Here is a 24,719-nt window from a genome sequence, read left to right on the forward strand (position 1 = left end):
GACATGTTCAATCAATTCATACGAAGACCTGTATTCGCTATTGTGATCTCGATCATGATAGTCTTTATAGGCATCCTGGCGATTGAGAAATTACCCATTTCTCAGTTCCCGGACATTGCCCCAACGACAGTAAACATCTTTATAGCCTATCCGGGAGCGAGTGCTGACGTGCTGGTAAAATCCACGCTGATTACCCTGGAACAGGCAATCAACGGGGTTCAGGACATGCGTTATATCGCAACCGATGCAACCAGTGCTGGTGAGGCTACTTTAAGGATTATTTTTGAACCCGGGACGGACCCCAATGTCGCGGTAATCCGGGTAAAAACAAGGGTGGATCAGGTTATGCCGCTTTTACCAGAACTTGTTCAGCGTGAAGGGGTTATTATTTCACCCGTACAGCCAAGTATGTTGATGTACGTCAACCTTTATTCCAAGGAAAAAAGCATTGACGAAAAATTCCTGTTCAACTACGCTACGGTTAAAATGATTCCTGAAATCCAACGGACCAAAGGGATTGCCAGAGCACAAATATTAGGTAGTCGGAGATATGCGATGCGTCTTTGGTTAAACCCTGCGCGTATGCGTGCTTATAATATCTCGACAGAAGAAGTAATGAAGGCGGTAGGGGAACAAAGTATTGTTGGTCGCCCGGGTCGTATCGGTCAAAGTTCCGGTATCGCTGCCCAGTCGCTGGAATACGTACTTACTTATAAAGGACGGTATGATAAACCGGAAGAATATGAAGGAATTATCATTCGTGCGAACTCAAAAGGGGAAAGTATACATCTTAGAGATATCGCCAAAGTGGAGTTAGGCAGTGAATTCTTTGATATTTATTCCAACCTTGATGGCCATCCTTCGGCGGCTATCGTGTTAAGACAAAACTATGGTAGTAATGCCAGTGATGTAATTGAGGAAGTAAAAAAGAAGCTTGAAGTGATGAAGGAATCTTTCCCTCCGGGGGTGGATTACAAAATCAGTTATGACGTTTCTAAATTTTTGGATGCGTCTATCGAGCAGGTGATTGATACTTTGCGGGATGCGTTTATCCTGGTTGCCCTGGTTGTATTTATATTCCTTGGCGACTGGCGTTCAACTTTGATTCCGATCCTTGCGGTTCCGGTATCCCTCATCGGGGCGTTCTTTGTGATACAGGCTTTTGGACTTTCCATCAACTTGATCACGCTTTTTGCCCTTGTACTTGCGATTGGTATTGTGGTTGATGATGCGATTGTCGTCGTCGAGGCCGTCCATGCGAAATTTGAAGAAGAGCCCGGTATAACACCTTACAATGCGGTGAAAAAAGTGCTTTCCGAGATCAGTGGAGCTATTATCGCGATCACAGCCGTAATGGTGTCTGTATTCCTTCCGATTTCGTTTATGTCTGGTCCGGTTGGTACGTTTTACCGGCAATTCTCGATTACGATGGCTAGTTCTATCGTAATTTCGGCCTTGATCGCCTTGACACTTACACCGGTATTGTGCGCCATACTGCTTCAAAATCATCATGGACATGAGAGGAAGAAAAACATACTTACCAAAGTACTTGACAGCTTCAACCGCGTATTTGATAAACTTACCGGCAGATACGTTGCTTTGCTTAAAATGATCGTTAGCCGGAGAGTTGTTACCTGGGGAGTATTATTGATTTTCTGTGCTGGAATAGTATACGTGAATAAAGTGCTGCCAGCAGGTTTTATTCCAAATGAAGATCAGAGTACGATTTATGCAATTATCCAGACACCTCCGGGTTCTACGCTTGAAAAAACCAACGAGGTTTCCAGACGCCTTCAAAAAATTTGCGAAGAAGTTGGTGGAATTGAATCGGTATCTTCTCTTGCAGGTTACGAGATCATGACTGAGGGACGGGGTTCTAACGCCGGTACTTGTTTGATCAACTTGAAATCTTGGCATGACCGTGATAAAAACGTGAAGGAAATCATGGAAGAATTGGAAACAAAGACAAGAGGTCTTGGTGCCGTGGTTGAATTCTTTGAACCACCTGCAATTCCGGGTTTTGGTACATCCGGTGGTTTCTCTATGCGTTTACTTGATAAAACAACTGATACAGATTATCGTGAGTTTGATGTTATCAACAAAAAATTCATGGGAGATTTGGCAAAACGTCCTGAGCTTACTGGTTTGTTTACTTTCTTTGCCGCGAATTATCCTCAGTACGAATTGCAGATAGACAATCAGCTAGCCATGCAAAAAGGTGTATCAATCGGAAAAGCGATGGATAACCTGAACATCATGATCGGTAGTACATACGAACAAGGTTTTACAAGGTTTAACCAGTTCTTTAAAGTGTACGTGCAGTCTGATCCTAGTTTCAGAAGACTGCCATCCGATTTGTTAAAGCTTTTTGTTAAAAACGATACAGGCGAAATGGTACCTTACTCGTCATTCATGACGCTTAAAAAAGGCCAGGGCCCTAATGAGATTACACGTTTCAACTTATACAATTCAGCAGCGATCCAGGGTCTTCCGGCCAAGGGTTACACGACGGCTGATGCGATCCAGGCGATTCGTGAAGTGGCAGCCAAGACATTACCAAAAGGATACGATATCGCTTTTGAAGGTCTTTCTTATGATGAATCGATCCGGGGGAACGAGTCACTTGTCGTGTTCATGATCGTATTAGCGTTCGTATATTTTGTATTGGCAGCGCAGTATGAAAGTTTCATTATTCCTTTTGCAGTAGTGTTATCGCTTCCGGTTGGGGTATTTGGCTCGTTCCTGCTTCTTAAAATGATGGGTCTGGAAAACAACATTTATGCCCAGATCGGTCTGATCATGTTGGTAGGTTTGTTAGGTAAAAATGCCGTACTGATCGTTGAGTTTGCTGTCCAGAAGCGGCACCAGGGAGATACGATCCTGAACGCAGCCATTGAGGGAGCCAAGGTTCGTTTCCGTCCTATCTTAATGACATCGTTCGCTTTTGTTGCCGGGTTGATACCGTTGATCAGTGCGACGGGTGCAGGAGCCATTGGTAACCGTACGATCGGTGCTTCGGCAATGGGTGGTATGTTATTCGGAACGATTTTCGGGGTAATCATCATTCCTGGATTGTACTTTATATTTGGCACTTTGGCCGACGGTAGAAAAATGATCAAAGATGAAGAGGACGGCTCGTTGTCTGAGCAATTTGTTCACGCAATCGACGCTTTTCCCCAAACTAATGAACCTCATAGCGATGCACAATAAAAGAATAGTAAGTTGGGTTGGGATAGCACTTATGTCCCTCGCCTACACCGGTTGTAAGGTGCCGACTTTGGTAACGAAAACTGAAAATAAAGGAGTACCTGTGAGCTATACCGGCTCACAGGATTCAACGAACGCTGGAAAGCTTTCCTGGAAGACCTATTTTACGGATAGCTCGCTGACAGCCCTGATTGATCTGGGGTTACAGAACAATCAGGAGTTGAATATTACGATGCAGGAGATCCAGATTGCCAATAACGAGATCATGGCAAGAAAAGGGGAGTATATGCCATTCGTGAATCTTGGCGGCGCAGCTGGTGTGGAAAAAGCATCCAGGTATACGCTTCCTGGTGCAACGGAGGAAATTACGGAAATAAAACCGGGCAAGAAAACTCCGGATCCTTTGTCCAATTTCGGTTTCGGTGCAACTGCTACCTGGGAAATAGATATCTGGCATAAATTACGCAATGCAAAGAAGGCTGCCGTTTCAAGGTATCTGTCTTCTGTGGAAGGTAAAAATTTCATGATGACGAATCTGGTATCAGAAATAGCAAGTAATTATTACGAATTACTGGCCCTTGATGCTCAGCTGGACATTTTGCAAAGAAATATTGAAATTCAGAGCAATGCGTTGAGAATCGTAAGAATGGAAAAAGAAGCGACACGGGTTACTGAACTGGCTGTGCGCCGGTTTCAGGCACAGGTGCTTAATACCCAAAATCTGCAATATGATATCAAACAAAAGATTGTAGAAGCTGAGAACCGGATCAACTTCCTTGTAGGCCGGTACCCGCAGCCTGTTAACAGAAGTCATCAGAATTTCGAAACGCTGATGCCCACGATCATTCAGGCAGGTATTCCAACACAGTTATTGGAAAACCGTCCGGATGTAAAACAAGCTGAGAATGATCTTGCGGCTGCAAAACTTGATGTTCAGGTTGCAAAAGCGAATTTTTATCCTCGCCTGGGTCTTTCGGCGGTGCTTGGTTTACAGTCATTCAATCCACTTTATCTGGCAAAAATGCCTAAGTCGATCATTACTTCTTTGGCAGCCGATATGGCAGGTCCTTTAATTAATAAGAATTTGATTAAGGCGACTTATTACAGTGCTAATTCCAAGCAAATACAAGCCGTTTACAATTACGAACGTACAGTTTTGAATGCTTACATTGAAGTTGCCAATCAGATTTCGAGAATCGGTAACCTTGAAAAAAGTTACGACTTGAAAAAGAGCGAAGTGGAAGCACTTACAGAGTCAATCAATATTTCAAATCGTCTTTTTGCCTCGGCAAGAGCGGATTATATGGAAGTACTTTTGACACAACGTGACGCGCTGGAATCCAGATTCGATCTTGTTGAAACAAAAATGAACCAGATGAATGCCACGGTAAGTATCTACCGCGCGTTGGGAGGTGGATGGAGGTAATAAAATGCTAAAAGTTATTTAGCAGATTTATTTCCAAGATAGTATTAAAAAAGAAATGGTTGCAAGTGCTTGGTTAGAGCACTTGCAACCATTTCTTTTTTCAACCAATAATCACACTTGACAAAACCTGACCACGCCCTGACAATAAATGACAATTCCTGACCACACTTTGACAGCTACTTAACCTTCTCCAACTCCCACTTCCACATCACTTTCAACATATTCCAATATATTCCCGGGCGGCAGTGCAGGACTTTACAAATAGCATCCAGCGTAGTAAACCGAATCGCTTTTGCCTTACCCGTTTTAAGTACAGAAAGATTTGCAAGCGTTAATCCAACTTTCTCGGAAAGCTCATTTAATGACATTTTTCGCTTGGCCATCATTACATCCGGATTTACGATAATAGGCATAACTTATACGGTCAGGTCATTTTCTGATTGAATTTCTACGCCACGTTTAAAAACCCGAGAAATAATAAATACGAGTCCCGCCATAAAAATGAACTCCTCCGCTGCCCATGCTTCACTAATAATACCTGTTCTTTTAAACAACCGGTCGGCGTGTTCGTTGTTTAGTACTGCAACGATCCAGGTTCCCGACAAAATGTAGCTGAGATTATTGATATCCGTAATGCTGTTTACTATATTAATGAGATTTTTGGAACCGCTAAGAACAATAACTTCTTCAAAACGATGATTAGCTTACTTCATATTCATAGATTTATATTAGCCTTATGGCTACTTTTGTTGTCTTATCCCTTGATGTCGCAGTCATGGAAACCAGATTTTAAGATCAGTATTAATTATCGCACCAACGCCATTTTCAAAGGTTCTGATTTAAATCAATTTCTGGAATTTAATGTTCCTAACTCCGCTGGCTTTTGTAGTTCAGGAATGATCATATTTTATTTTCGGGTAAATTACCTGGGTGTTGTAGACAGTTTATACCATGAAGGAGATCCGGATATGAAAGCAGCAGGCATCATCAATCAGAATATTCTAAATACAAATGGAAACTGGATTTTGCCCAAAATAACAAGTACGACGAATAAATGTTGGTTTATATTTCCATATTTTATTTTGGGAGGATTAAATAATTGCAGTGATCAGGATAAAAAGAAACATGAACAGTTATTAATATTGAGAAATCTCCTGTCAGCGTTTAAATTTAGAGCAGATGAAAAAGGTAGATATCTTTTAGCGCCTAATCCGATACAAAGCTATAGCATAAAGTAGCTAATTGATAAATTGTTTTAAACCAAGATCAGTGATTAGAAATCTGTTCTGGTATAATTCTATTCCTTCAATAAATTAATCTTGTATCAAAACGACAAATTTAATTAATGCAAATTTCTAACTATCCTCAGCAGGTACCGGTTTATTCTTTGGAGCCAGACGATGTAATTGCTAATAAACATTTTAGAGTGTATAATTATGAAGGTAGTTTGCCAAACCATTCTGATCTTCTCATACCGCACCGAAAGGATCATTACCTTTTTGTATTTATCAGGCGGGCTGGTAGTCGGCAATGGATTGACATGACTCCCTACAAACTTCTGGACAACACTATTTACTTCACCGGTCCGGATCAAATTATTGTAAAAGAAGAATTTATACAGTTATGGAGTACCGGTATTGCTTTTACGAGGGAGTTTTTGTCATTTCAGGAAAACGCTTCACTAAGCAACCTTCCGCTCATTCAAAATCCTCAAAATGGTCATCAATTGCTGCTTACACTGGCAGATGTTAATTTCGTTGAAGATATGCTGGCCAAGATTAATCTGGAATATCGAAGTCCGGGTGAATGGCAGCAACGCATGTTGACCGCTTACCTGACCGTGTTGCTTACGTATTTGAGCCGCCTGTATACGGCGCAGTTCAAAGATAATATTTCTTCAGTCGACAAGCTGTTATTAAAGAACTTTCAGGAAAAAATCAACGTGTGTTTTCGCGAATTACGTGAAGTGGGAGATTATGCTTCTTTGCTGAATATTTCTGCCGGGCATTTAAGCGAAGTGGTGAAAAACCAGAGCGGTAAGCCGGCCATTAAACATATACATGAGCGGCTGATACTGGAAGCCAGGCGCTTGCTGTTTCACACCAATGATTCTTTAAAAGAAATTGCTTTTGACCTCGGTTTTTCAGATGCCTCATATTTCAATCGTTTCTTTAAGCGTGAAGCCGGTGTAACACCAGCCGGGTACCGGTCAAACATCCGTAAAATGTACCATTAATACTGAGGGATGTGTTACAGCCGATGAATTTGGGGGATGTAGATTTGTACTGTTAATAATTATACAATTTAATATGAAAACAGTACTGATAACAGGAGCAAACAAAAGCATTGGTTTTGAAACAGCCAGGCAATTATTACAGCAAGGTTATTTTGTATACCTGGGCTGCCGGGATATAAAAAAAGGTCAGGAGGCGGTTGACCAGCTTCATTCAGAAGGCTTAAACCAGGTAGAGCCCATAGAGATTGACGTTGATGACTTTGAATCAATAAAAGCCGCCCGGGAAGTGCTTGGCCAAAAAACCAAAGTGCTGGATGTGTTAATTAATAACGCGGGTATTTCCGGAAATATGCCGCAGGCGCCACTCGAAACAGATATCAGCGTATTTAAGCAGGTTTTTGAGACCAATTTTTTTGGCGTAATTGAAGTGACACAGGCGTTTATTGACCTTTTGAAGAAATCGCCGGAACCAAGGATTGTTAACGTGACCTCGGGCCTGGGTTCACTCACCCTTCATAACGATCCGGCATGGAAACATTATCAGGTGAAACCAACTTCGTATGTTGCGTCCAAAGCGGCACTCAATGCTTATACCATTGTGCTTGCTTATGATTTACGGGATACTGCATTTAAGATAAATGCAGTTGATCCTGGCTATACGGCCACAGATTTTAATAATCACTCAGGGCCTGGAACTGTCCCGGATGCCGCTGCCAGGGTTGTAAAAGCAGCTATTTTAGGTGCGGACGGTCCGACCGGGCAATTTTTCAGTGATGATAATGTACCGGAAACAGGGATTAGTCCATGGTAACAATAAGATAGCAACCTACCAGAGAGCTATTTTTTTTGTATTTTAATAATTTTATTTAGAAACAATTGGTAAATTTCTCTTCATTGCAGGTAAAATACCGGAGATATTATTTCTCCGGTATTTTATTTCTCAATTTTATAAAGACAATGTCAAACCCAGTGTGGTTTGGATTAAAGATATGGGTTGTTTTGTGACCAGCCTTCCTGCATTAATGTTTCGGTTTTCATTGGTAATCTTTATTCCATCTGAATTTATATAATTGCCGCGTAAAACCACACCAAGCTTTTTGCTGATATAATATCTCAAACCAAGCCCCGCTCCATAAGCAAATGAGGCTGACTTTGAACTGCGCTGATAAAAAGTATGGGTAGGATCATCTTCCAGATCAACTCTGGTTTCAGGCGTTGAAAGACTTTTGATAACTCCGGCCATGGCCCGCACATCCAGGATCACTTTGTTAAAAACAAAAGAATACTGTGGCCCGGCCAGGGCGTTCAAACTGTTATACCGCTTATTGGCTGTAACAGTGGAATTATCGACTGCGAAACCGTCGGTATAACCCGCAGCAAGATTTTCTACATCCTTTTTACTCAAACCACCCTGATCCTGGAAGGTTAAATTACCTGCAATTGCCAGATTTTTATAAAAATAATAAGCACCATCCACGCCCATGGTAATGCCGTTTTTGGCATAACCGGCCTTATTGTTTTCGTGGTAAATTGGTCCGTAATCAGACTTGGCAAAATTACCGGTTGGGGTGGAGAGCCCGGCTGAAATGCCTATGTAACTTTTCAGCTGTGCCTGAGCGTTATCAGCAATCAGGTTGCTGATAAGAATAGTCAGCAGCGTTAATAATTTTCTCATCTTGTTAAGGTTTAAATATGCCGGATTACTTAATGATCACTTTATAACTCACATCCAGATCAGTTGACCCTGGTGCGTAAGTGCCGTTTTTTGCATTTGGTTGATGACGTAAAACAACTTCCAGATTTCCTGAACTTGCTTCCCCGGTAGTAAATTTATCAGCAAGTCCAAGCTCATAAGCGGGATTATTGGTGTCATGATCGGTTCTGGCTACACTTAGGTTGAGATATGGGCCTGTGGCGCTGGTGGCAGTTCCCGGAATATACGGGCTGGTAAGCCCTGTCACCAGGTTTGCCGGCGAAATGGGTGTTGGCTGAAAAAAGAATAAATGATAATTCTGTCTTTCTTTTATTTCAGCAGACACGTCAAACACCGGGCTCTGCAATTCATCATAAAGCTGAACGGCAACTGCATAAGTTGCATTGGCTTTCAAATTCAGTGGTGTAGAATCCGAAGAAGTTACATTGCCCTGGCTGTCAAACGTAAACTTGTAGCGGCACGAAGTTGTATCAGCGGCGTCAGCAGTATTGGTTGCTTTTAGTATGACCGTCGTTAATGATTCGTTCGCAATGGTTGGGGCAACTGCCTGTTCTTCTTTGGTGCAACCACCCAAAAAAAGCAGGGTTCCCCAAAGGACAAATGTCAGGTTTTTAAGTTTTAGCATGGTGTTTAATTTAATGGGTAAGATGATTTATTGGTTTAAATTCGAAAAGGCAGACGCAGTCTGAGTGCGAAATTTCGTCCTGGCTCATCGGTGAAATACCGGAATCGGTCAAGGTAATCACGGTAGGTTTTATTTGTTAAGTTATTCACTGAAAGGTCTATATCGGCAAAATTGTTTCGAAGTGAAATCCGGAAGCCTAAATGTGTATTGACCAAATTATAGCCTCCCGGAGCAGGTGCATAGTCCTGACCGGCTGGAACATGAGTCTGTTTGCCGACAAAAATATCTTCTGCGCTTATCAGTATATTTTTTAAACCGGCAAAACTGCCGAGATGATAGCTGACACTATTCTGAAACCGGTTTGCCGGTGTGTAAATCAGGTAATCGTGAATGGTTTTGTTCCATGCATAGATCAGCGAAGTTTTAGAATTGATATCAATTGAGTCAGCAGGTTTGAAGGTGATGCCGAGATCTATTCCTTTGAAAAATACATTGGCCTGCGTATAGTTGAAGACAAGCGCCTGTCCACGCGGTGTGCGGGTTATCTGGTTGCTGGGATTAGAGAAAATGAAATTGCTGATGTTGTTGTAATAGCCTTGCAGATCAATTAAAACCCTGGATGTGGCATAGGTAAGGTTTACATTAACATTATTCGCTCGCTCGGTTTTCAGATTGGGATCACCTTTTTCAAAGGAAACCAGGCTCTGATGTACGCCGTTAGAATAAAGCTCATTAACCGTAGGTACGCGGAAGGCAGAGCTGAAATTAGCGCCAAGCTTTAGCTGCGTGGTGAAATTGTATAAAGCACCCAAGGTACTGCTGCTAGCTTGATAATGTGTGGTCGGGGTTTCAATGAGGGCGGTGTTGTCATTCAGCATATAAGCTCTTAGCCATCGGTAATCATAACGCAGGCCGGCTTCGAGCAGCAAATTTTTGTGACTGTATTTTTCAATGAAGTAAGCGCCGCCGCCGTAATTTCTGAAATTGGGAATTAGATATTCATATTTCCTTACATTTCCCTGCGTTAATCCGTTCAGCCCAAAAGATCCTGAAAAATCGCCCAATTGTTTGTGGCTGTAATTAATATCCAGTGTTTGCGATTTAATTTGCAGATAAAGCTCGGGTGTTTGTCTGCCGTTCAAAGGTGTGAAATCGTATTCAGAACGGGTATTGGTCTGATCCGCATATTGAAGCTGGATTTTGCTTCCATTGTCAAAGTTGTAAAAGCTTTTAAGTTTTAAGGTGTTATGGCTGACGGTCTGATACGGACGATCTATGTGATAGGAAAAATAGGAAGGTGTAAGTGGCCGAGGTTCCTGAATACGTTGTTGTAAGTCATTGCCCGATCCAACTTCTGCACCGGTAAATATGCCCAGTTTGGTGTCGAAAATGCTGTAATAGAGATCCAGCCCATAATTTTTATGGTGATAATTCAAGGCAGCGGAAAAATCCTTTTCTCTTAGCCCTGTATTTTCAAGCAAATAATTTGGTGTGCTGGTATTCCCCGCCACCTTATAGGTTCCCTGTAAGCGATAACTTAATCCTTTTAGTTTTTTATCGAAAGCGCCCTGAACCATAGACGAAAATGCCCCTAGCCGGCTGTTTGTCATACCAATTATATTGACCTCGCCATTCATTCCCGGATTATTGGGCAGCTCTTTTGGTTCTACCAAAATAACCCCGCCTATGGCATCTGACCCATAGCGTATTCCGGCTGCCCCTTTGATCACTTCCAGTTTATTGGCGATAAACGGATCTATTTCGGGTGCGTGCTCGGAGCCCCATTGCTGTGCTTCCAGGCGTACGCCATTATTTAAAATCAATATCCTGTTGCTGTACATTCCATGTATAATGGGCTTTGAAATGGATGGGCCGGTTTGAAATGTGGTAACTCCTGTGATAGATTTCAATGACTCGCCAAGGCTCAAACCTCGTGTGCGATCCAGGTCAGCGCCTTGTAATATGGTAAGGTTCTGGGTGGCGATTTCTTTGTGTATTTCCGCATTTCCCCTTATCCTGACTTCCTGCAATTGTTGACTGTTTTGCCTTAACATGAAATTGAGGGTGGTATTGGCTGAGATGGTAAGCGTAGTATCAACGGAATCATATCCGACAAATTCACACGAGATCTTGATTTTACCCGATTTGACTTCGATTGAAAAACTTCCCCGATTATCGGAATTGACGCCTGTTGAAGTGCCCTTGATTAGCAGGGCCGCTCCGGGTAATGCCTCATGGGTATTTGCGTCATAAATTTGACCGCTTAGTGTAAAACTACCCTGAGCCCTTAGGTCTGGCGCCCATGCGAGAACGCTTAGAAATGTTAACAACAAATTTAATGAGGTCAGACGCATTTGTTAGTCACAAAGTACCATTGAAAAAATGCAACTATGTTGCATAATTGTAAAAGTACAGTGATAGAATGGAAAGTTTGGTGGTCCGTAATGAAGTTTAACTTGTTTTTAATACTGATTTGCCGCTTGTAATAAGAGGTAGCATTTGGGATTTTAGTATCCCAAAAAATCCCCGGATTTAATTATATTTTAATAACTAAAATCCGAGGATTTTCCAGCGGACAATTTCTTGGCCGAAAAAAGCAGCAGCATTTTGTTAGTTAATTTGCAGATATGTACTAAATTATTCAGAAATAAAATACCTGGCCCGATCATTTTTTGCTTACATACAAAGCGTGTTTTTCAAATTATTAAATTTAAAGGATGCAGGTTGATTTGAAAAAGATTTGGATAAATTGCAGCCCATTGAATTTGATAGAGTTAACCTTGAAATATACATTGCTCCGATGCAGTTAATAATGTATTTTTGAAGTAAGGTGCATACGCCATCGCTGCTCAGGCAGGTACATATTCCTGATTTCATCAAAAACTGTTTTAATGGAAAATATATTTGATATCGTTATTATCGGGTCAGGGCCAGGTGGCTACACAGCCGCGATCAGAGCCGCACAATTAGGATTTAAAACTGCGATCGTTGAAAAGTATAGTAACCTTGGCGGAACTTGTACCAACGTAGGTTGTATTCCTTCCAAAGCGTTGCTGGACAGCAGCGAAAACTACCACAGTGTAAAAACCAGGTTCGCTGTTCAGGGTATTGAAGTTGGGGCTTTAAAACTAAATTTTCAGCAGATGTTCCTGCGTAAAAGCGAGGTGGTCAAGCAAAACGTATCAGGGATTAATTACCTGATGAAAAAGAACAAAATTGAAGTTATTTATGGTACGGCTTCTTTTGTTACTAACAACGAGCTAAGTGTTAAAGCGGCTGATGGTTCTGCAAATTCAGTTAAAAGTAAATATTTTATCGTAGCCACAGGCTCAAAACCTTCTTCGATTCCAGGTGTTGAAATTGATAAAAACAGGATTATAACATCAACGGAAGCTTTGTCGTTAAGTGCAAAACCGGATAGTATAGTGATCATTGGAGGTGGTGTGATCGGTGTTGAAATGGCGTCAATTTATGCCCGGATCGGTGTGAAAGTAACGATCATTGAATATGCTGACAGCCTGATTCCAACCATGGATAAAGAACTTGGAAAAGAATTGCAAAAGGTTTTGACAAAAACCGGAATCACCGTTCTTGTGAATCAAAAGGTGCAGGCGGCAAAAAATAATGGCGAAAGTGTTACCGTGAAATACCTTGATACTGCCAACGCAGAAAAAGAAATTTCAGCAGAATATTGTCTTGTTGCTGTTGGAAGAAAACCCTACACAGCCGGACTTGGTTTGGAAAATACCAAAATTGAGCTGGATCCAAAGGGCAGGATCAAGACAGACACGCGGCTTCGTACCGCCGAAGGGAATATTTACGCAATTGGCGATGTTATTGAAGGTGTGATGTTGGCTCATAAAGCGGAAGAAGAAGGTGTGCTGGCTGTTGAAGTCATCCATGGCGAAAAACCTCATATCAATTATAATCTTATTCCCGGAGTAGTATATACCTGGCCCGAAGTTGCCAGCGTAGGCTATACTGAAGAGCAGTTGAAAGAAAAAGGAATTGCGTATAACAAAGGTAAATTCCCTTTTTCGGCGAGCGGCCGGGCGCGTGCCTCAGGAGATACAGAAGGTTTCTCAAAAGTACTGACCGATCCAAAATATGGTGAAGTTCTTGGGGTGCATATTATCGGTGCAAGAGCAGCCGATATTATCGCTCAGGCCGTTGTTGCCATGGAATTCGAAGTGACCGATAGTGCTCTGGGCAAAATATCTTATGCGCATCCTACTTATTCCGAAACCCTGAAAGATGCTTACCTGATGGCGTCAGGTAGTGGTGCTTTGAATATTTGAAAAGTAAGCCAACAGAATATAACGCTATGCAAAGGTTTGAGTTAGAATAATTCAAAATATAATAGAAATTGTATCATTAGTTTTCGTGTAACGGTTACTTATTGCGTAAAAATGAACCGGTTATGAAATCTATCAGATATTATATAGTCCTCCTTTTGGCCTGTGCAGGATGTGCCAGGCAGCCTTCGCTCCCTGCAAACTCCGGATTTAATGTAACCAGCATCCTGAACGACTCCCTTTGGTACGGAACTGGTAAGGTATTGCGCCTTAGGGAACGGGAGCAGCAACCCGAAGATGTGCGGCAGTTCAACCTTTTGGTCTTTACCGATATTGATTATCCCGGCATGGGAGGAGGGCCTAATCCAAATACCAATAATGGTTGCCTGGATCCCGAGTGCACCAGAACCCAGTCATTGATAATATACAATATCCCGTTAAAAAAGGGGCGCAACAGTATTGCCAGGCTGAACAAAACCGGGAAACGAAAAAATGAAGAAGCTACCCTTTTCTACATTGGTAACGCTGGCGGGCTTACGAATCGATATATCTACCGGGGAGTAAAACCTGGTTGGATCAGGATTACGAAGTTTGACAAGGCTTCGGGTACAGTAGAAGGCCGTTTTGCCATTTCGTTCAGCAAAGATATTACAGTTCGTTATCCCCTTCAGGGCATGTCGGGAACTGCCAGATTTACCAACGGACTGTTTCGTATTAAAATAGCGGATGTGCTATTGAAATAAAAATATCCTTTCCGGATGCATATGAAAAGAAAGATCCCTGGATACAAATTTGTACAATCAGCATCATGAGTTAAATGCCATTATCAACAGTGTCAGTTTGAAATTAACAAACCAGCTTGGTAAAGGATATCTGCCGGTTTATCAGCCATTAGCGCTACCTTCCATAGATTGATTTGAGATATTGTTTTTGTAATGTTGAAAAATAAGCAAGTGATGCCAGCGTAAGTGCAGTCATAAAAACAAGCGTGGTAGGGTGCGGGAAGTAATAAAATGTGGTAAGGATAACAAAAAAACCTCTTGCGAATTCAAGATAGAAAACCCAGCGTCGTTGTTCAAGAATAGCACCGCAATTGATTAATGTGCAAATAATAAAACAGGCGGTCATGGTTTGAAGAAACAGATCTGTCTGATGTTCAAAAAGCAGAAGAAAAAACAAGATTGTAACCATAACGCTGAATTGCAAAAGTACATACAACCTGAATTTTTGGGAACGGACCCGAACCTTGTTTTTAGAAAGAAATTTTTTCTCAACGAAAGATCTCATCCCGGGATCAAAATCGGATGGGCTTCCAAAGTAGAGTTTTAACTTATTAAGTAAACCTTTCTTTTGTTTGGCGGCATACCATAACTCCACGTGGTAATGAAAATGCTGCCACAATAAACTGAAACTGTCGAGCGGTTTTGTAAGTCCGTAAACCAACTCTTGTTCTTCCAGCGCAAAAGTGCCAAAAAGCTTATCCCAGATGATAAACATGTCGCCAAAATTTTTGTCCAGATATTCTTCATTGCTGGCATGGTGTACGCGGTGATGAGACGGTGTTACCAGAATATATTCCAGAATACCCAGTTTTCCGATTAACTGGGTATGCGTGAAAAAAGGATAAAGTCCGTGTACGATCAACATTGTGGTGATCATCGGCGCAGGAAAACCAATTATGGGCAGAATGGCCCAGAAAAGAGTTCTGATTACCGCCTGGAAAACCGTAATGCGGCTGCCCGCTGTATAGTTAAACTCCTCACTGGTATGATGCACCACATGAAACCCCCAGAAAAAATTAATTTTATGTCCGCAGCGGTGATACCAGTACCAGATAAAATCAGTTGAAAGTATCAGGGCGACCCACATTAGTACCGTTGGTTTAATATCGAATACGGCAAAATGCTGATGGAGATAATCATAAAAAAAATAAAAGGAGCCAGCCGTGAAAAGATCGATCAGCCTTTCTGCAACACCTACATTCATGTTGGCAACTGAGCTGTTGAAATTGAATATACGCCTGTTAAGTATCTTGGAAAATACATATTCCAACCCTATGAAAAACAGAAAAATCGGTACGGCCAGCGCCATGTAATTTAGATTCATAAAATTCTATACAATGTTATTTGATTCTAAACAGCCTGAACTTAATTTCTGCGGAAAGCCGGTTCAGGCATTTTTATTTATATAAGGGTAGAAATTTTTGTCCTGTTCCTGAGGTAGTTATAAGAAAAAATAAACAATCGCAATTATGACAAGACCAGATAAAACATGAGCCACGTCTTCTGAGACTGACACTTTACCAGAAGGTGCAATATTTGTATTCATAATATATAGAACAAGTAGATTTTGTAAATATGCATTTTTTAATAAATGGAAACAAAATCTGATCCCTACATTTAGTAATTAAATCACGTTTTTTTGAATTACGGATTATACTGAATCAAATACTATTATTGTATTTTGGCTCTATAATTCGTGGTAAGGTCATCAGAGGGAAACGAGGTTTTAATTCTCATTCCATGATGAGCGGCTCATGGAAGTCTTAACAGATCAATAAATAAGCAATTAAATTTTGTTTATTTGGTAACCTGATTTATTCAAAATCGAAAACAAATCATTCAAAAATAATAAACTACTTTGAACCGACTTAAATTTTAGTTTACTTTGTCTATATGATTAGTATACTAATGTAAAATTGGCTTCTGAATATGTTCAAAGTTAGAAGGGGAGGCGATATTATTTAAAAGAGACACATAAAAGTACACAGATGTTTTACGAGAAAATATATAGTTTAACCGTTGACAGAGAGGTGAAAATAATTCTTTGGGCAACGCCTTTGAAAAGGCACAAAGAGATTTTTGTAAACTTTGAATTTTTGATAAAAGATTCAGAGGAAAACTACTTCCATGCCCCGATTGGGCCGGACCATCCCAAATACTGGAAACTCAAAAATCTCGATTCAGAAAAAGCACAGCTTTTACAAATGGAATATTGTGGGATTTCCAGAAAACAGCTTTATGCGGCGATGAAAGAATTTGACGCCTTTGTAGGTACTGGTTTTAACGTAACCTATAATGTGAAAATTCAGGAGAGAATAAAGAGTTTGAAGGGAATTCGCCTGACACAATTAAGTAAAGTCATGATTAATGCCCGATAGGAAAACAACCGTTCTTAATAAATCACAAATTACCTTCTCTATAAATGGCTTTAACAGTTCGGAGACGGGTCATCCTGTTTTCATCTTTGATATTAATTTCCGGTTCTGCTGCCTATCTTTTCTGGCCCTTGACGAGTGACGAGTTTGATATAATCCCTGATAAGGAAAAAATTGCTGAGAAACAGCAATTCTTAGCAGAAGCACCTACAAATAAGGACCATGATAAACCAAACATCATCGTTCTGATTGCGGATGATCTGGGGAAAACTGATTTGCCGCTCTATGGAAATAAAGTTGTTGAAGCGCCCAATATCAATGCATTAGCCAGTGAGGGAGCGGTTTTTAACGAAGCCTATGTTTCGGCGCCGATATGTTCGCCATCCAGAGCCGGACTTCTGACGGGTCGTTATCAGCAGCGTTTTGGTTATGAACTTCAACCGGTAAATCGCTATCTGAGCAACCGGATTACCAAACTGATTGTGAACAATACTTTTGATCTTCAGGAACTTGAATTCGCTGATCTGCAAAAGGTGCCTGATCAGGCTGCAATTGCCAAACAAGGCCTTCCGGTGCAGGAAATCACCATCGCAGATTTACTGAAAAAGAATGGATATCAAACCGGTATTATTGGTAAATGGCATCAGGGTTACAGCGAGGAGTTTCTTCCTTTAAAACGTGGATTCGATTATCATTACGGCTTTTATGAGGCATTTTCATGGTTTGCCGATACCAGTGAAACCGTTAATTCCCGTAACAAAGGTATCATGGATTCTCATATCTGGGAGCAGGGCAATTCAGGCCCTGCGCTGAAAAGGAGGAATAATGATGTCATTAAGGTAGAGGAATTTTATACGTATGCGCTGGCCCGGGAAGCCAATCAGTTTATCGAAAAAAATAAGGAAAAACCTTTCTTTCTTTACGTCCCTTTTAATGCGCCCCACACGCCATTCCAGGCTCTGACTAAGGATGTCAACAAATATAAAGCCAAGGGTGTGACTGATTTAAATAAGGCAATTTATTACTCTCTGATCACGGGCCTCGACAGCGCAGTCGGGCAAATTCATGATAAGATTAAAGCGCTCGGACTGGAAGAGAATACACTTATATTTTTCCTGAGCGACAATGGCGGTGCCACTTATACCAACGCGACCAATAATGCGCCGCTCCGGGGCGGCAAAATGTCGCTATACGAAGGAGGGATCAATGTTCCGTTTGTCGTAAAATGGAAAGGGAAAATAGATCCGGGGTTGATTGTGAATTCGCCAGTGAGTTCACTGGATATTTTTGCAACTGCGGCATCAGTAAGTGGTTCGACACTTCCTGCCAGCCGCAGCTATGATGGTGTGAACCTGATTCCGTATTTGAATAATACTAACAAAGAATTGCCTCATCAAACGCTCTATTGGCGTTCGGGTATGAATAAAGCAATTAGAAAAGGAGAATGGAAGCTTGTTTTAAATAATAAGGATAATCTTACTTTACTTTTCAATTTGAAAGCTGACAAATCTGAGCTGAACAACCTTGCACAGAGAAATCCTACGAAAGTATCAGAGCTGAAAAATGACCTTGCCGCTTGGGAAAAGAATCTGATTAAGCCACTTTGGCCGGGAAGTGGATATTATAAAAATGATTACAACGGAAAACCGGACCGTTTTTCACTGTAAAATTTAAGTCATCCATTTATTCTGATTATCTCAGCTAATTACTCAAACTAAAACAGATTATGAACGAGACCAACCCTGAGCGTCGTATTATTTTGATTACCGGCGCAACTTCAGGCATAGGAAGAGAGGCTGCTTTTGCACTCGCAAAGCAAGGTGCCCATGTGATCATTCATGGCCGGAATACAGAGAAAACCGATAAATTAAAGCAGGAAATCATTGTAGCTTGTGGTCATCTTCAGGTTGATACGATTGTAGCGGATCTATTCCTTTTAGCCGAGGTTAGGCTTATGGCGCAGCATATCAATGAGCGGTACAGAAATCTGGATATTTTAATCAATAATGCTGGCGGTATTATGGGAACTGCGCGGGAGGAAACCCTTGAAGGACGTGAAAAAACGGTAGCACTCAATCTTTTCGCACCATTTTTGTTAACGGAATTATTGCTCGACAAGTTAAAAAAAAGCAGCGACGGCAGAATTATCAATGTTTCGTCGGTAGCACACAAACATCTGGCCAAGCCCGATTTTTATGACATTGAAAATAAAAAGAATTATTCCGTTTCAAAGGCCTATGGGGATGCAAAGCTTTTTTTGATCCTTATTTCACAAAAACTAAGCAGACAACTGAAAGCAGATGGGATAACAAACGTATCTGTGAACACACTTCATCCCGGTCTGGTTGCTTCTAATTTTCTGGGAGGGAGCGGTCTTGGTTCGTTGGTTAAATTCATTTCCAAAATTAGTATTCCTTTTTCCAAAACGCCTGCCCAAGGTGCAGAAACGATCATTTACCTGGCTTTGTCAAAAGATGTTAAAGGAGTGAGCGGGAAATATTTTGATAATTGTAAACCGGTAAAAGTAAGCAAGAAATATGACTCGGTTGAAAACGAAAATCTGATCTGGGATTATTGTGAAGAAGTTACAGCTGTACTTATGAAAAACCATTCAGAGAAATAGACATCAGGATAAAAAAGAAATTTAAAAAAAGTTTGCTAATCTGACATGAATTAGTTTACTTTGTCTATGTATTTAATAGATTAATTAGCTTACGACCACCCGAAGCTCAGTATTAATCCAAAAATCATGATTATGAATGCGATTAATTTACTTCCTGCAGCTTATCTTCAGTCTGACAAAGACTCTTCATGTTATCCTGCACAACAATTCTGTTGTTGCTGTTGATCCTGTTTAGGTCAACCTCATTTTACTTAAATTTCCGTATAACTAAAAACTGTTTTGGGCAGGCTTTGCCTGAGACGTTACGATTTTGTAATTCCGCTTATCCGGAACAGAAAAGTTATGCCCCAAATAGATTTCCATTTCAAAACTTTACGATCATGCAGTTCACAGATAGCCTTATCTATTACGAAATACTTACACTATTTGCAGTCATCAGTATTGCCGAATTTTTTACAGGATTGTACAAAAGCGAAAAATGGTCTAAAAATGAGTGGTATATCAATTTTGCAGGTCTTTTTTTATCCAGCACCATCACAAGACCAATAAGTTTTTTACTAACTTCTTACATTTTAAACTTCTTTTTTGCGGACTATTTCAATTTCTTTTCCAGTGTCCCGCTGTGGCTTGGCGTGATTATCACTTGCCTTCTGGAAGATTTTACGCAATATTGGTGGCATCGTGCCGCACATACCTATACGTGGCTATGGAAAGCACACCGGGTACATCATACGGCACCTGAGATGAGCGTTTTTCTGACAGGCCGGAATTCCTGGATTTATCTGCTGCTTTTTCCTTCGCGTATAGTGTCGACAGTTCTTGTGTTTTTAGGCTTTGGGCAAGCCTTTCTGATTGGTTATTTTTTCAAAGCATTGATCGGAATTTCCGCGCATTCAAGTGTGCGTTGGGACAAACCTTTGTACGCTGTCAAGTGGCTGCACCCGGTGATGTGGATTGTAGAGCGGACTATTTCCACACCTGCAACACATCATGCACATCACGCCGCTACCGATGCTGACGGGATTGGCGTGATCAATGGAAATTATGGAAACATGTTTTTTATCTGGGATATGATTTTTGGTACTGCAAAAATAACAAGAGAGTTCTCGGAGCATATCGGCCTGGAAGATTATCACGAAGAACCTTGGTATGTACAGCTTGGTTACCCGGTTTTTAAATCAAAAGATTCGCGCAGCGAGCTGTCTGAATGATTTCTACCTTTCCCTAACAAAAACAGAAATGAAATATCTGGCGTTGCTTATTATTGCTGCCGGTCTGCTGCTGCCGCTCATATCGGTTTCGCAGACAGTGATGTATGATGTTATGGTAGCTGGCCGGGTGATCGGGTCCGTGAAGGTTTTGTTGTATGAGAACACTTCAAAAACAATAAAACACCGTATCGAAGCTCAGTTCAGCATTCCCTTTTACTCAGGAAGTTTTTCCAGCGAAAATGACTTTCTCGAGGGCAATCTGCAATCCTCGGTTACTGAACATTTTGTGAATGGAAAGCAAAAGGAAAGTACCCGTACTTCAAACCGGCATCCTCAGCTTTATCATGTCAGTTTTTCTGGTAAAGCCACGGATTATGGTAAACTAAAAGAATTAAATCAGACAATCAATCACACGATGACTGGCCTGTATTATCAGGAACCTTCCAACGTTGGCATGGTCTATTCTGAAAGATACGGTCAGATGTGCCCGGTTAAAAAACTTGATGAAAGCCGGTATGGGGTTGTTTTGCCGAATGGAAAACAAAGTATTTATGCCTATCGTCAAGGTCTTTGTACTGAAGTGCAATCAGAACTCGCAGGCATGAAACTCAGGATTGTCAGAAGGTGGAATCAGTTAGCCGTGAAATGAAAATTCGGGTAAATAAATTGTATCAATGCTCATTGCAGGCCACATCTGGCGGAGCGTTTACAGAATATCCCGAATCGTGATCTTACTTAATACGGATAAGTCAGCAGCCTGCCAGTTTTTTAAAGCGGATGCCAATGTACATGGTTCTTTAAAAAGTTGATTTGATCCGCAGGTACCAAAAGTGAATATCCGCCTCCGTGGTGCATTCTTTTTTCGATCAGCCCACCATGCTTAAATCGTACCAATATTGTTTCTGCATAATGCTGTGAAATATCTTCCTTCTTCACAATTTCAGAAACAAAGGCAGGCTCTTTCATGTATTGCCTGTCAAGTAATCTAAGTATTTTTAGCGCATATTTAATCTTCCTTGATATCATCGTAATCACTGATTTTAATAGCTGTTTGCCTGCAAGGTGCTTTCTGGTAATACATATTTTTTGCCGGATCTATCAGGAATTACATAAACCGAGTCTCGGTTTTCATTTAGTTCGCTCAGGATTAATCTGGATTTACTGGGTTTGATATATTGAAAAACCAGCCTCTTTGCAGTATCTGGAATAACTTTTTAATTATATCGGATTTTATTAAATGTATCGCATTTTTGCTTTTATCAAACAAAAAAAAGAAGAATGATTTGCAATAAAACATTCTTATAGTTTACTTTGCCTATCAAATTAATATACTAATCTGATTTATTACCACCAATAATCAGATTTTAAAACTCACAACATGAGAATAAGTAACTCCCGCAGCCCAACAAATAGCTGTCCGGTAAAAGTGGTGGAAATGAAAAACCTTCTTAATCGCTTGACAAAAACAATGCCTGATTAGCGTTGCGATATTTGTTGTTTTACGTATATCACGGGGAGTTTATGGCAAGATATAATACTGCATTGCAGTTTTGTGTATCAATAATCCTGGTGTGACTTATTTTTAAGGCCTTCCAATTTTGTTTTAGTCATTCTGGTATGAGCCGACACATCGGATACTGTTTGATTGAAATTGCTTCAAAAACTGTAATTGAAGGCTCGTCTAGTTGAGTATTCCCTTAAAAAAAGCAGAAAAAATCACGATTAAACCAATCAATCTAAATTTTAAAACTATGAAAACTGTATTTTTAAGTATCGTACTATTATTTTCGATAACCGTAAGTATTTTCGCGCAGAACAAGTCCGGTGTGAAAGCGGAGGAATTTGACACAGCGATCAAAAAGAAAGGAATTCAGCTTTTGGATGTCCGCCGTCCTGCCGAATATGAAGAAGGGCATATCAAAGGTTCAACCTTGGCAAACTGGGAAGATAAAGCCGAATTTGAAAAACATGCACAGCATCTTGATAAGGATAAACCTGTTTACGTATATTGCCGGAGCGGCAAAAGAAGCAGTGCTGCCGCTGATTTTTTATCCGAAAAAGGATTTAAAAATGTGGTCAATCTGGAAGGTGGGATTTTGGGGTGGAAACAAGAAGGGAAAGAGGTTGAAGCTGGACAGAAAAGTCTGGGAGCGGCATCGGTTTCCCAGCATTGATAACCTGTATTTTATTAAAATTAAAAATATGAAATTTTCTTTTTTATTGTTTTGTCTTATTTCAATTCATACGCTCGCACAGCGTGACAGGCAGGGCGAGGCTCCAACTGGCGGGCACGATCATGGAAGCCATGTAGATGAGAACGAATTTGCCCATAACCATCTGGACCATATCCAGGCCTACCGCAAGGAAACTGCCTATGTTCACAACCTTCCTCCTGCACAGTTTCTGGAAGGAGTCGGGACTTCGCATTTAAAGATCTCGACAAAATCGGAACTGACCCGGAAATATTTCAACCAGGGTGTTGCGCTGCTGCATGACTTCTGGGATTTTGAAGCTTACCGTTCTTTCAAGGAAGCAATCCGTCAGGATTCAACAGCCATTATGCCTTACTGGGGACTTTACAGCGCAATCGGCGCGACGGAAGGAACTGACTTTGATAACGATAAAAAACTGGCAGTAAAAAAGCTTAAAGAGCTGAAAGATAAGGCTTCCGGACACGAACAGTTATATGCCGAAGCGATTCTGCTCCGAGATGCCCCCGGAGAAAACAGCAAAAAAGAATACCAGAAAAAACTGGAAATCCTGGTTCATCAATATCCGGAAGATATTGATGCGAAATTGTTTTTGGCATTAAGTAAAATGACAGGTTATGATGTAGAGCTCAATCCGCGCGAAGGCCAGATTTACAGTGAATACCTGCTTCGTGATGTTTTAAAATCAGATCCTGATAATGCAGGCGCACACCATTACTGGATCCATTTAATGGAAAACTGCTGTCCGGATGAAGCGATCAAGAGTTCAGAAAAAATGAGTCAGCTGACGCCTGGCGCTGCGCATATGGTGCATATGCCCGGGCACGTTTATTACAAACTTGGCCAGTACCAAAAAGCACATGCAGCATTCCTGGCTGCGGTTGCGGTGGATTCTGTTTATATGAAAAAACAAGGAATCCCGGAAGTGGATACCTGGAATTATATCCATAATATCAACTACCTGCTATCAAACTGCGCCGAAGACGGCCATTACAAAACAGGTTTGTATTATGCTGAAAAATTGCAGAATATGCCGGTAACCAAAGAAAGAAAAGCAAAATATGAGGGGCGCTTTTTCTATCAGGGAATTGTAGCGCCTGCTAAAATGGAACTGTGTTTTGGTTACTACAAAAAAGCGGCGGACCGTTTGAAACTGATCAATGACAAAGACAGCATTTTTACCGGAAAAGCGATCGCCTACAAAGACGGCCTTTACCTTTTTGCTTTGGGAATGGACGCTGTAAAAAGAAGCAAAGTGGACGAGGCAAAGAAATATTCTGATGCGCTGGATGCTCATTTATATAGAAACAGCACTCAGTCATTCCCGGATGATGTGATCGCAGCCAGAAGGTTAGGGGATTTAAATGTTGCATCTCTGGAATTGCAGGGACTGATCAAAAGTCTGGAAAACAAGGATGACGAAGCGATCAAAATCCTTACGATTGCCCGGAAAAAGGAACATGATCTTGGTTACAGTGAGCCGCCATCGTACGCGCGTCCGGTTTTGATAAGTCTGGGTGAAGTGTATCTGAAAGCGGGGAAATATGATCAGGCTATTAAAGCCTATGAAGACCTGGCAAAAAAACGTCCGAACAGCGCAAACGCGTTATGGGGCCTTTATAAAGTGTACGAGAAAAAGGGCGATGCTGAAAAAGTGAAGCAATATATGGCTGAGCTTGCTGAGGTGATCAAAGGAGGAGATAAATCGCTATATCCTTTATAGTATGAATCATACCGGGAAATATGCATTTTCCGGAAAATTTTCCAGGTTTCCAGCCAGTATCCACGAGCCCAACTGACAAATTCTCCTTCATTTTTTGCAAAGAAATAATTTCATATAGTCCATAAAATCTATATAGTTTATATATTTACTCCCGAACTAACCAAACTCACCTAATGAATTCAATTATCCGGGCAAAATCTTATTGTTGTTGGTATTATGTTGACTAAGGATAGGGCCGCCTGAGAACAGGTGGCCCCATACGGAACATGAAGTTTTTTCTTTCTGACTCCGG

Annotated in this window: 19 protein-coding genes and 1 pseudogene; 14 read left to right on the top strand and 6 right to left on the bottom strand. The window is 41.0% G+C overall.

Annotated features, from left to right (window positions below):
- Nucleotides 1-3: 3 nt before the first annotated feature.
- Both FDK13_RS26120 and FDK13_RS26125 read left to right on the top strand, forming a co-directional pair.
- Nucleotides 4-3,210 (top strand): efflux RND transporter permease subunit, encoded by a 3,207-nt coding sequence (locus FDK13_RS26120; RefSeq protein ID WP_137342960.1) that lies wholly within the window; start codon nt 4-6, stop codon nt 3,208-3,210.
- A complete protein-coding gene (locus FDK13_RS26125; RefSeq protein ID WP_137342997.1) occupies nt 3,200-4,633 on the top strand; it encodes a TolC family protein in 1,434 nt (477 codons plus the stop codon). Before FDK13_RS26120 ends, FDK13_RS26125 begins: the two co-directional genes overlap by 11 nt.
- Nucleotides 4,634-4,813: 180 nt before the next feature.
- Here the strand turns inward: FDK13_RS26125 and FDK13_RS26130 are convergent.
- Nucleotides 4,814-5,046, bottom strand: a pseudogene (locus FDK13_RS26130) (helix-turn-helix domain-containing protein).
- A gap of 282 nt (nt 5,047-5,328) precedes the next feature.
- Here FDK13_RS26130 and FDK13_RS26140 point away from each other — a divergent pair.
- The 3 genes from FDK13_RS26140 (at nt 5,329) to FDK13_RS26150 (ending at nt 7,680) form a co-directional block, all read left to right on the top strand.
- Nucleotides 5,329-5,871, top strand: coding sequence for a hypothetical protein (locus FDK13_RS26140; RefSeq protein ID WP_137342963.1), 543 nt, complete (start codon nt 5,329-5,331; stop codon nt 5,869-5,871).
- 107 nt (nt 5,872-5,978) lie between these two features.
- Nucleotides 5,979-6,869, top strand: a complete 891-nt coding sequence (locus FDK13_RS26145) for a helix-turn-helix domain-containing protein (protein ID WP_137342964.1) — start codon at nt 5,979-5,981, stop codon at nt 6,867-6,869.
- A gap of 73 nt (nt 6,870-6,942) precedes the next feature.
- A complete protein-coding gene (locus tag FDK13_RS26150) occupies nt 6,943-7,680 on the top strand; it encodes an SDR family oxidoreductase (RefSeq protein WP_137342965.1) in 738 nt (245 codons plus the stop codon).
- A gap of 135 nt (nt 7,681-7,815) precedes the next feature.
- Here FDK13_RS26150 and FDK13_RS26155 read toward each other — a convergent pair whose 3' ends face one another.
- Genes FDK13_RS26155 through FDK13_RS26165 form a run of 3 tightly spaced genes read right to left on the bottom strand, consistent with a single transcriptional unit; the run spans nt 7,816 to nt 11,562 of the window.
- Entirely contained in the window at nt 7,816-8,544 is a 729-nt protein-coding gene (locus FDK13_RS26155) for an outer membrane beta-barrel protein (protein WP_137342966.1), read from the bottom strand.
- 25 nt (nt 8,545-8,569) lie between these two features.
- Nucleotides 8,570-9,208, bottom strand: coding sequence for a hypothetical protein (locus tag FDK13_RS26160; RefSeq protein WP_137342967.1), 639 nt, complete (start codon nt 9,206-9,208; stop codon nt 8,570-8,572).
- A gap of 35 nt (nt 9,209-9,243) precedes the next feature.
- Nucleotides 9,244-11,562 (bottom strand): TonB-dependent receptor, encoded by a 2,319-nt coding sequence (locus FDK13_RS26165; RefSeq protein WP_137342968.1) that lies wholly within the window; start codon nt 11,560-11,562, stop codon nt 9,244-9,246.
- 546 nt (nt 11,563-12,108) lie between these two features.
- On the opposite strand from FDK13_RS26165, the gene lpdA reads away from it, so the two are divergent.
- Both lpdA and FDK13_RS26175 read left to right on the top strand, forming a co-directional pair.
- Nucleotides 12,109-13,506, top strand: coding sequence for a dihydrolipoyl dehydrogenase (gene lpdA, locus FDK13_RS26170; protein ID WP_220417430.1), 1,398 nt, complete (start codon nt 12,109-12,111; stop codon nt 13,504-13,506).
- 122 nt (nt 13,507-13,628) lie between these two features.
- Nucleotides 13,629-14,246 carry a hypothetical protein gene (locus FDK13_RS26175; RefSeq protein WP_137342970.1) on the top strand — a complete coding sequence of 206 codons (618 nt, stop codon included), beginning with the start codon at nt 13,629-13,631 and terminating at the stop codon, nt 14,244-14,246.
- Nucleotides 14,247-14,400: 154 nt separating this feature from the next.
- Here FDK13_RS26175 and FDK13_RS26180 read toward each other — a convergent pair whose 3' ends face one another.
- Complete coding sequence (locus FDK13_RS26180; RefSeq protein ID WP_137342971.1) at nt 14,401-15,609, bottom strand: sterol desaturase family protein; 1,209 nt, start codon at nt 15,607-15,609, stop codon at nt 14,401-14,403.
- 664 nt (nt 15,610-16,273) lie between these two features.
- On the opposite strand from FDK13_RS26180, the gene FDK13_RS26185 reads away from it, so the two are divergent.
- The 5 genes from FDK13_RS26185 to FDK13_RS26205 all read left to right on the top strand — a co-directional run bounded on the left by FDK13_RS26185 (nt 16,274) and on the right by FDK13_RS26205 (nt 21,143).
- Nucleotides 16,274-16,663 carry a hypothetical protein gene (locus FDK13_RS26185; protein WP_137342972.1) on the top strand — a complete coding sequence of 130 codons (390 nt, stop codon included), beginning with the start codon at nt 16,274-16,276 and terminating at the stop codon, nt 16,661-16,663.
- 44 nt (nt 16,664-16,707) lie between these two features.
- Nucleotides 16,708-18,327, top strand: coding sequence for a sulfatase-like hydrolase/transferase (locus tag FDK13_RS26190; RefSeq protein ID WP_137342973.1), 1,620 nt, complete (start codon nt 16,708-16,710; stop codon nt 18,325-18,327).
- 59 nt (nt 18,328-18,386) lie between these two features.
- The gene (locus FDK13_RS26195) at nt 18,387-19,283 is read left to right on the top strand and encodes an SDR family NAD(P)-dependent oxidoreductase (protein WP_137342974.1); all 897 of its coding nucleotides are present in this window, start codon (nt 18,387-18,389) and stop codon (nt 19,281-19,283) included.
- A gap of 380 nt (nt 19,284-19,663) precedes the next feature.
- The gene (locus FDK13_RS26200) at nt 19,664-20,494 is read left to right on the top strand and encodes a sterol desaturase family protein (RefSeq protein ID WP_170982921.1); all 831 of its coding nucleotides are present in this window, start codon (nt 19,664-19,666) and stop codon (nt 20,492-20,494) included.
- 28 nt (nt 20,495-20,522) lie between these two features.
- A complete protein-coding gene (locus FDK13_RS26205) occupies nt 20,523-21,143 on the top strand; it encodes a DUF6134 family protein (protein ID WP_137342976.1) in 621 nt (206 codons plus the stop codon).
- Between the two features lie 119 nt (nt 21,144-21,262).
- Here the strand turns inward: FDK13_RS26205 and FDK13_RS26210 are convergent, their stop codons facing one another.
- Nucleotides 21,263-21,520 carry an Rrf2 family transcriptional regulator gene (locus tag FDK13_RS26210; RefSeq protein ID WP_137342977.1) on the bottom strand — a complete coding sequence of 86 codons (258 nt, stop codon included), beginning with the start codon at nt 21,518-21,520 and terminating at the stop codon, nt 21,263-21,265.
- Between the two features lie 725 nt (nt 21,521-22,245).
- Here FDK13_RS26210 and FDK13_RS26215 point away from each other — a divergent pair.
- Entirely contained in the window at nt 22,246-22,668 is a 423-nt protein-coding gene (locus FDK13_RS26215; protein ID WP_137342978.1) for a rhodanese-like domain-containing protein, read from the top strand.
- 28 nt (nt 22,669-22,696) lie between these two features.
- Nucleotides 22,697-24,427, top strand: a complete 1,731-nt coding sequence (locus FDK13_RS26220) for a tetratricopeptide repeat protein (protein ID WP_170982922.1) — start codon at nt 22,697-22,699, stop codon at nt 24,425-24,427.
- Nucleotides 24,428-24,719 lie beyond the last annotated feature (292 nt).

Origin of the sequence: Dyadobacter frigoris, assembly GCF_005280585.1 — a bacterium.
In the GTDB taxonomy this organism is placed as follows: domain Bacteria; phylum Bacteroidota; class Bacteroidia; order Cytophagales; family Spirosomataceae; genus Dyadobacter; species Dyadobacter frigoris.

Excerpts from the sequence above, each read along its gene's own strand:
- FDK13_RS26120 (WP_137342960.1), top strand. The coding sequence starts at position 4 with ATGTTCAATCAATTCATACGAAGACCTGTATTCGCTATTGTGATCTCG.
- FDK13_RS26125 (WP_137342997.1), top strand. The coding sequence starts at position 3,200 with ATGCACAATAAAAGAATAGTAAGTTGGGTTGGGATAGCACTTATGTCC.
- FDK13_RS26140 (WP_137342963.1), top strand. The coding sequence starts at position 5,329 with ATGATTAGCTTACTTCATATTCATAGATTTATATTAGCCTTATGGCTA.
- FDK13_RS26145 (WP_137342964.1), top strand. The coding sequence starts at position 5,979 with ATGCAAATTTCTAACTATCCTCAGCAGGTACCGGTTTATTCTTTGGAG.
- FDK13_RS26150 (WP_137342965.1), top strand. The coding sequence starts at position 6,943 with ATGAAAACAGTACTGATAACAGGAGCAAACAAAAGCATTGGTTTTGAA.
- FDK13_RS26155 (WP_137342966.1), bottom strand. The coding sequence starts at position 8,544 with ATGAGAAAATTATTAACGCTGCTGACTATTCTTATCAGCAACCTGATT.
- FDK13_RS26160 (WP_137342967.1), bottom strand. The coding sequence starts at position 9,208 with ATGCTAAAACTTAAAAACCTGACATTTGTCCTTTGGGGAACCCTGCTT.
- FDK13_RS26165 (WP_137342968.1), bottom strand. The coding sequence starts at position 11,562 with ATGCGTCTGACCTCATTAAATTTGTTGTTAACATTTCTAAGCGTTCTC.
- FDK13_RS26175 (WP_137342970.1), top strand. The coding sequence starts at position 13,629 with ATGAAATCTATCAGATATTATATAGTCCTCCTTTTGGCCTGTGCAGGA.
- FDK13_RS26180 (WP_137342971.1), bottom strand. The coding sequence starts at position 15,609 with ATGAATCTAAATTACATGGCGCTGGCCGTACCGATTTTTCTGTTTTTC.
- FDK13_RS26185 (WP_137342972.1), top strand. The coding sequence starts at position 16,274 with ATGTTTTACGAGAAAATATATAGTTTAACCGTTGACAGAGAGGTGAAA.
- FDK13_RS26190 (WP_137342973.1), top strand. The coding sequence starts at position 16,708 with ATGGCTTTAACAGTTCGGAGACGGGTCATCCTGTTTTCATCTTTGATA.
- FDK13_RS26195 (WP_137342974.1), top strand. The coding sequence starts at position 18,387 with ATGAACGAGACCAACCCTGAGCGTCGTATTATTTTGATTACCGGCGCA.
- FDK13_RS26200 (WP_170982921.1), top strand. The coding sequence starts at position 19,664 with ATGCAGTTCACAGATAGCCTTATCTATTACGAAATACTTACACTATTT.
- FDK13_RS26205 (WP_137342976.1), top strand. The coding sequence starts at position 20,523 with ATGAAATATCTGGCGTTGCTTATTATTGCTGCCGGTCTGCTGCTGCCG.
- FDK13_RS26210 (WP_137342977.1), bottom strand. The coding sequence starts at position 21,520 with ATGATATCAAGGAAGATTAAATATGCGCTAAAAATACTTAGATTACTT.
- FDK13_RS26215 (WP_137342978.1), top strand. The coding sequence starts at position 22,246 with ATGAAAACTGTATTTTTAAGTATCGTACTATTATTTTCGATAACCGTA.
- FDK13_RS26220 (WP_170982922.1), top strand. The coding sequence starts at position 22,697 with ATGAAATTTTCTTTTTTATTGTTTTGTCTTATTTCAATTCATACGCTC.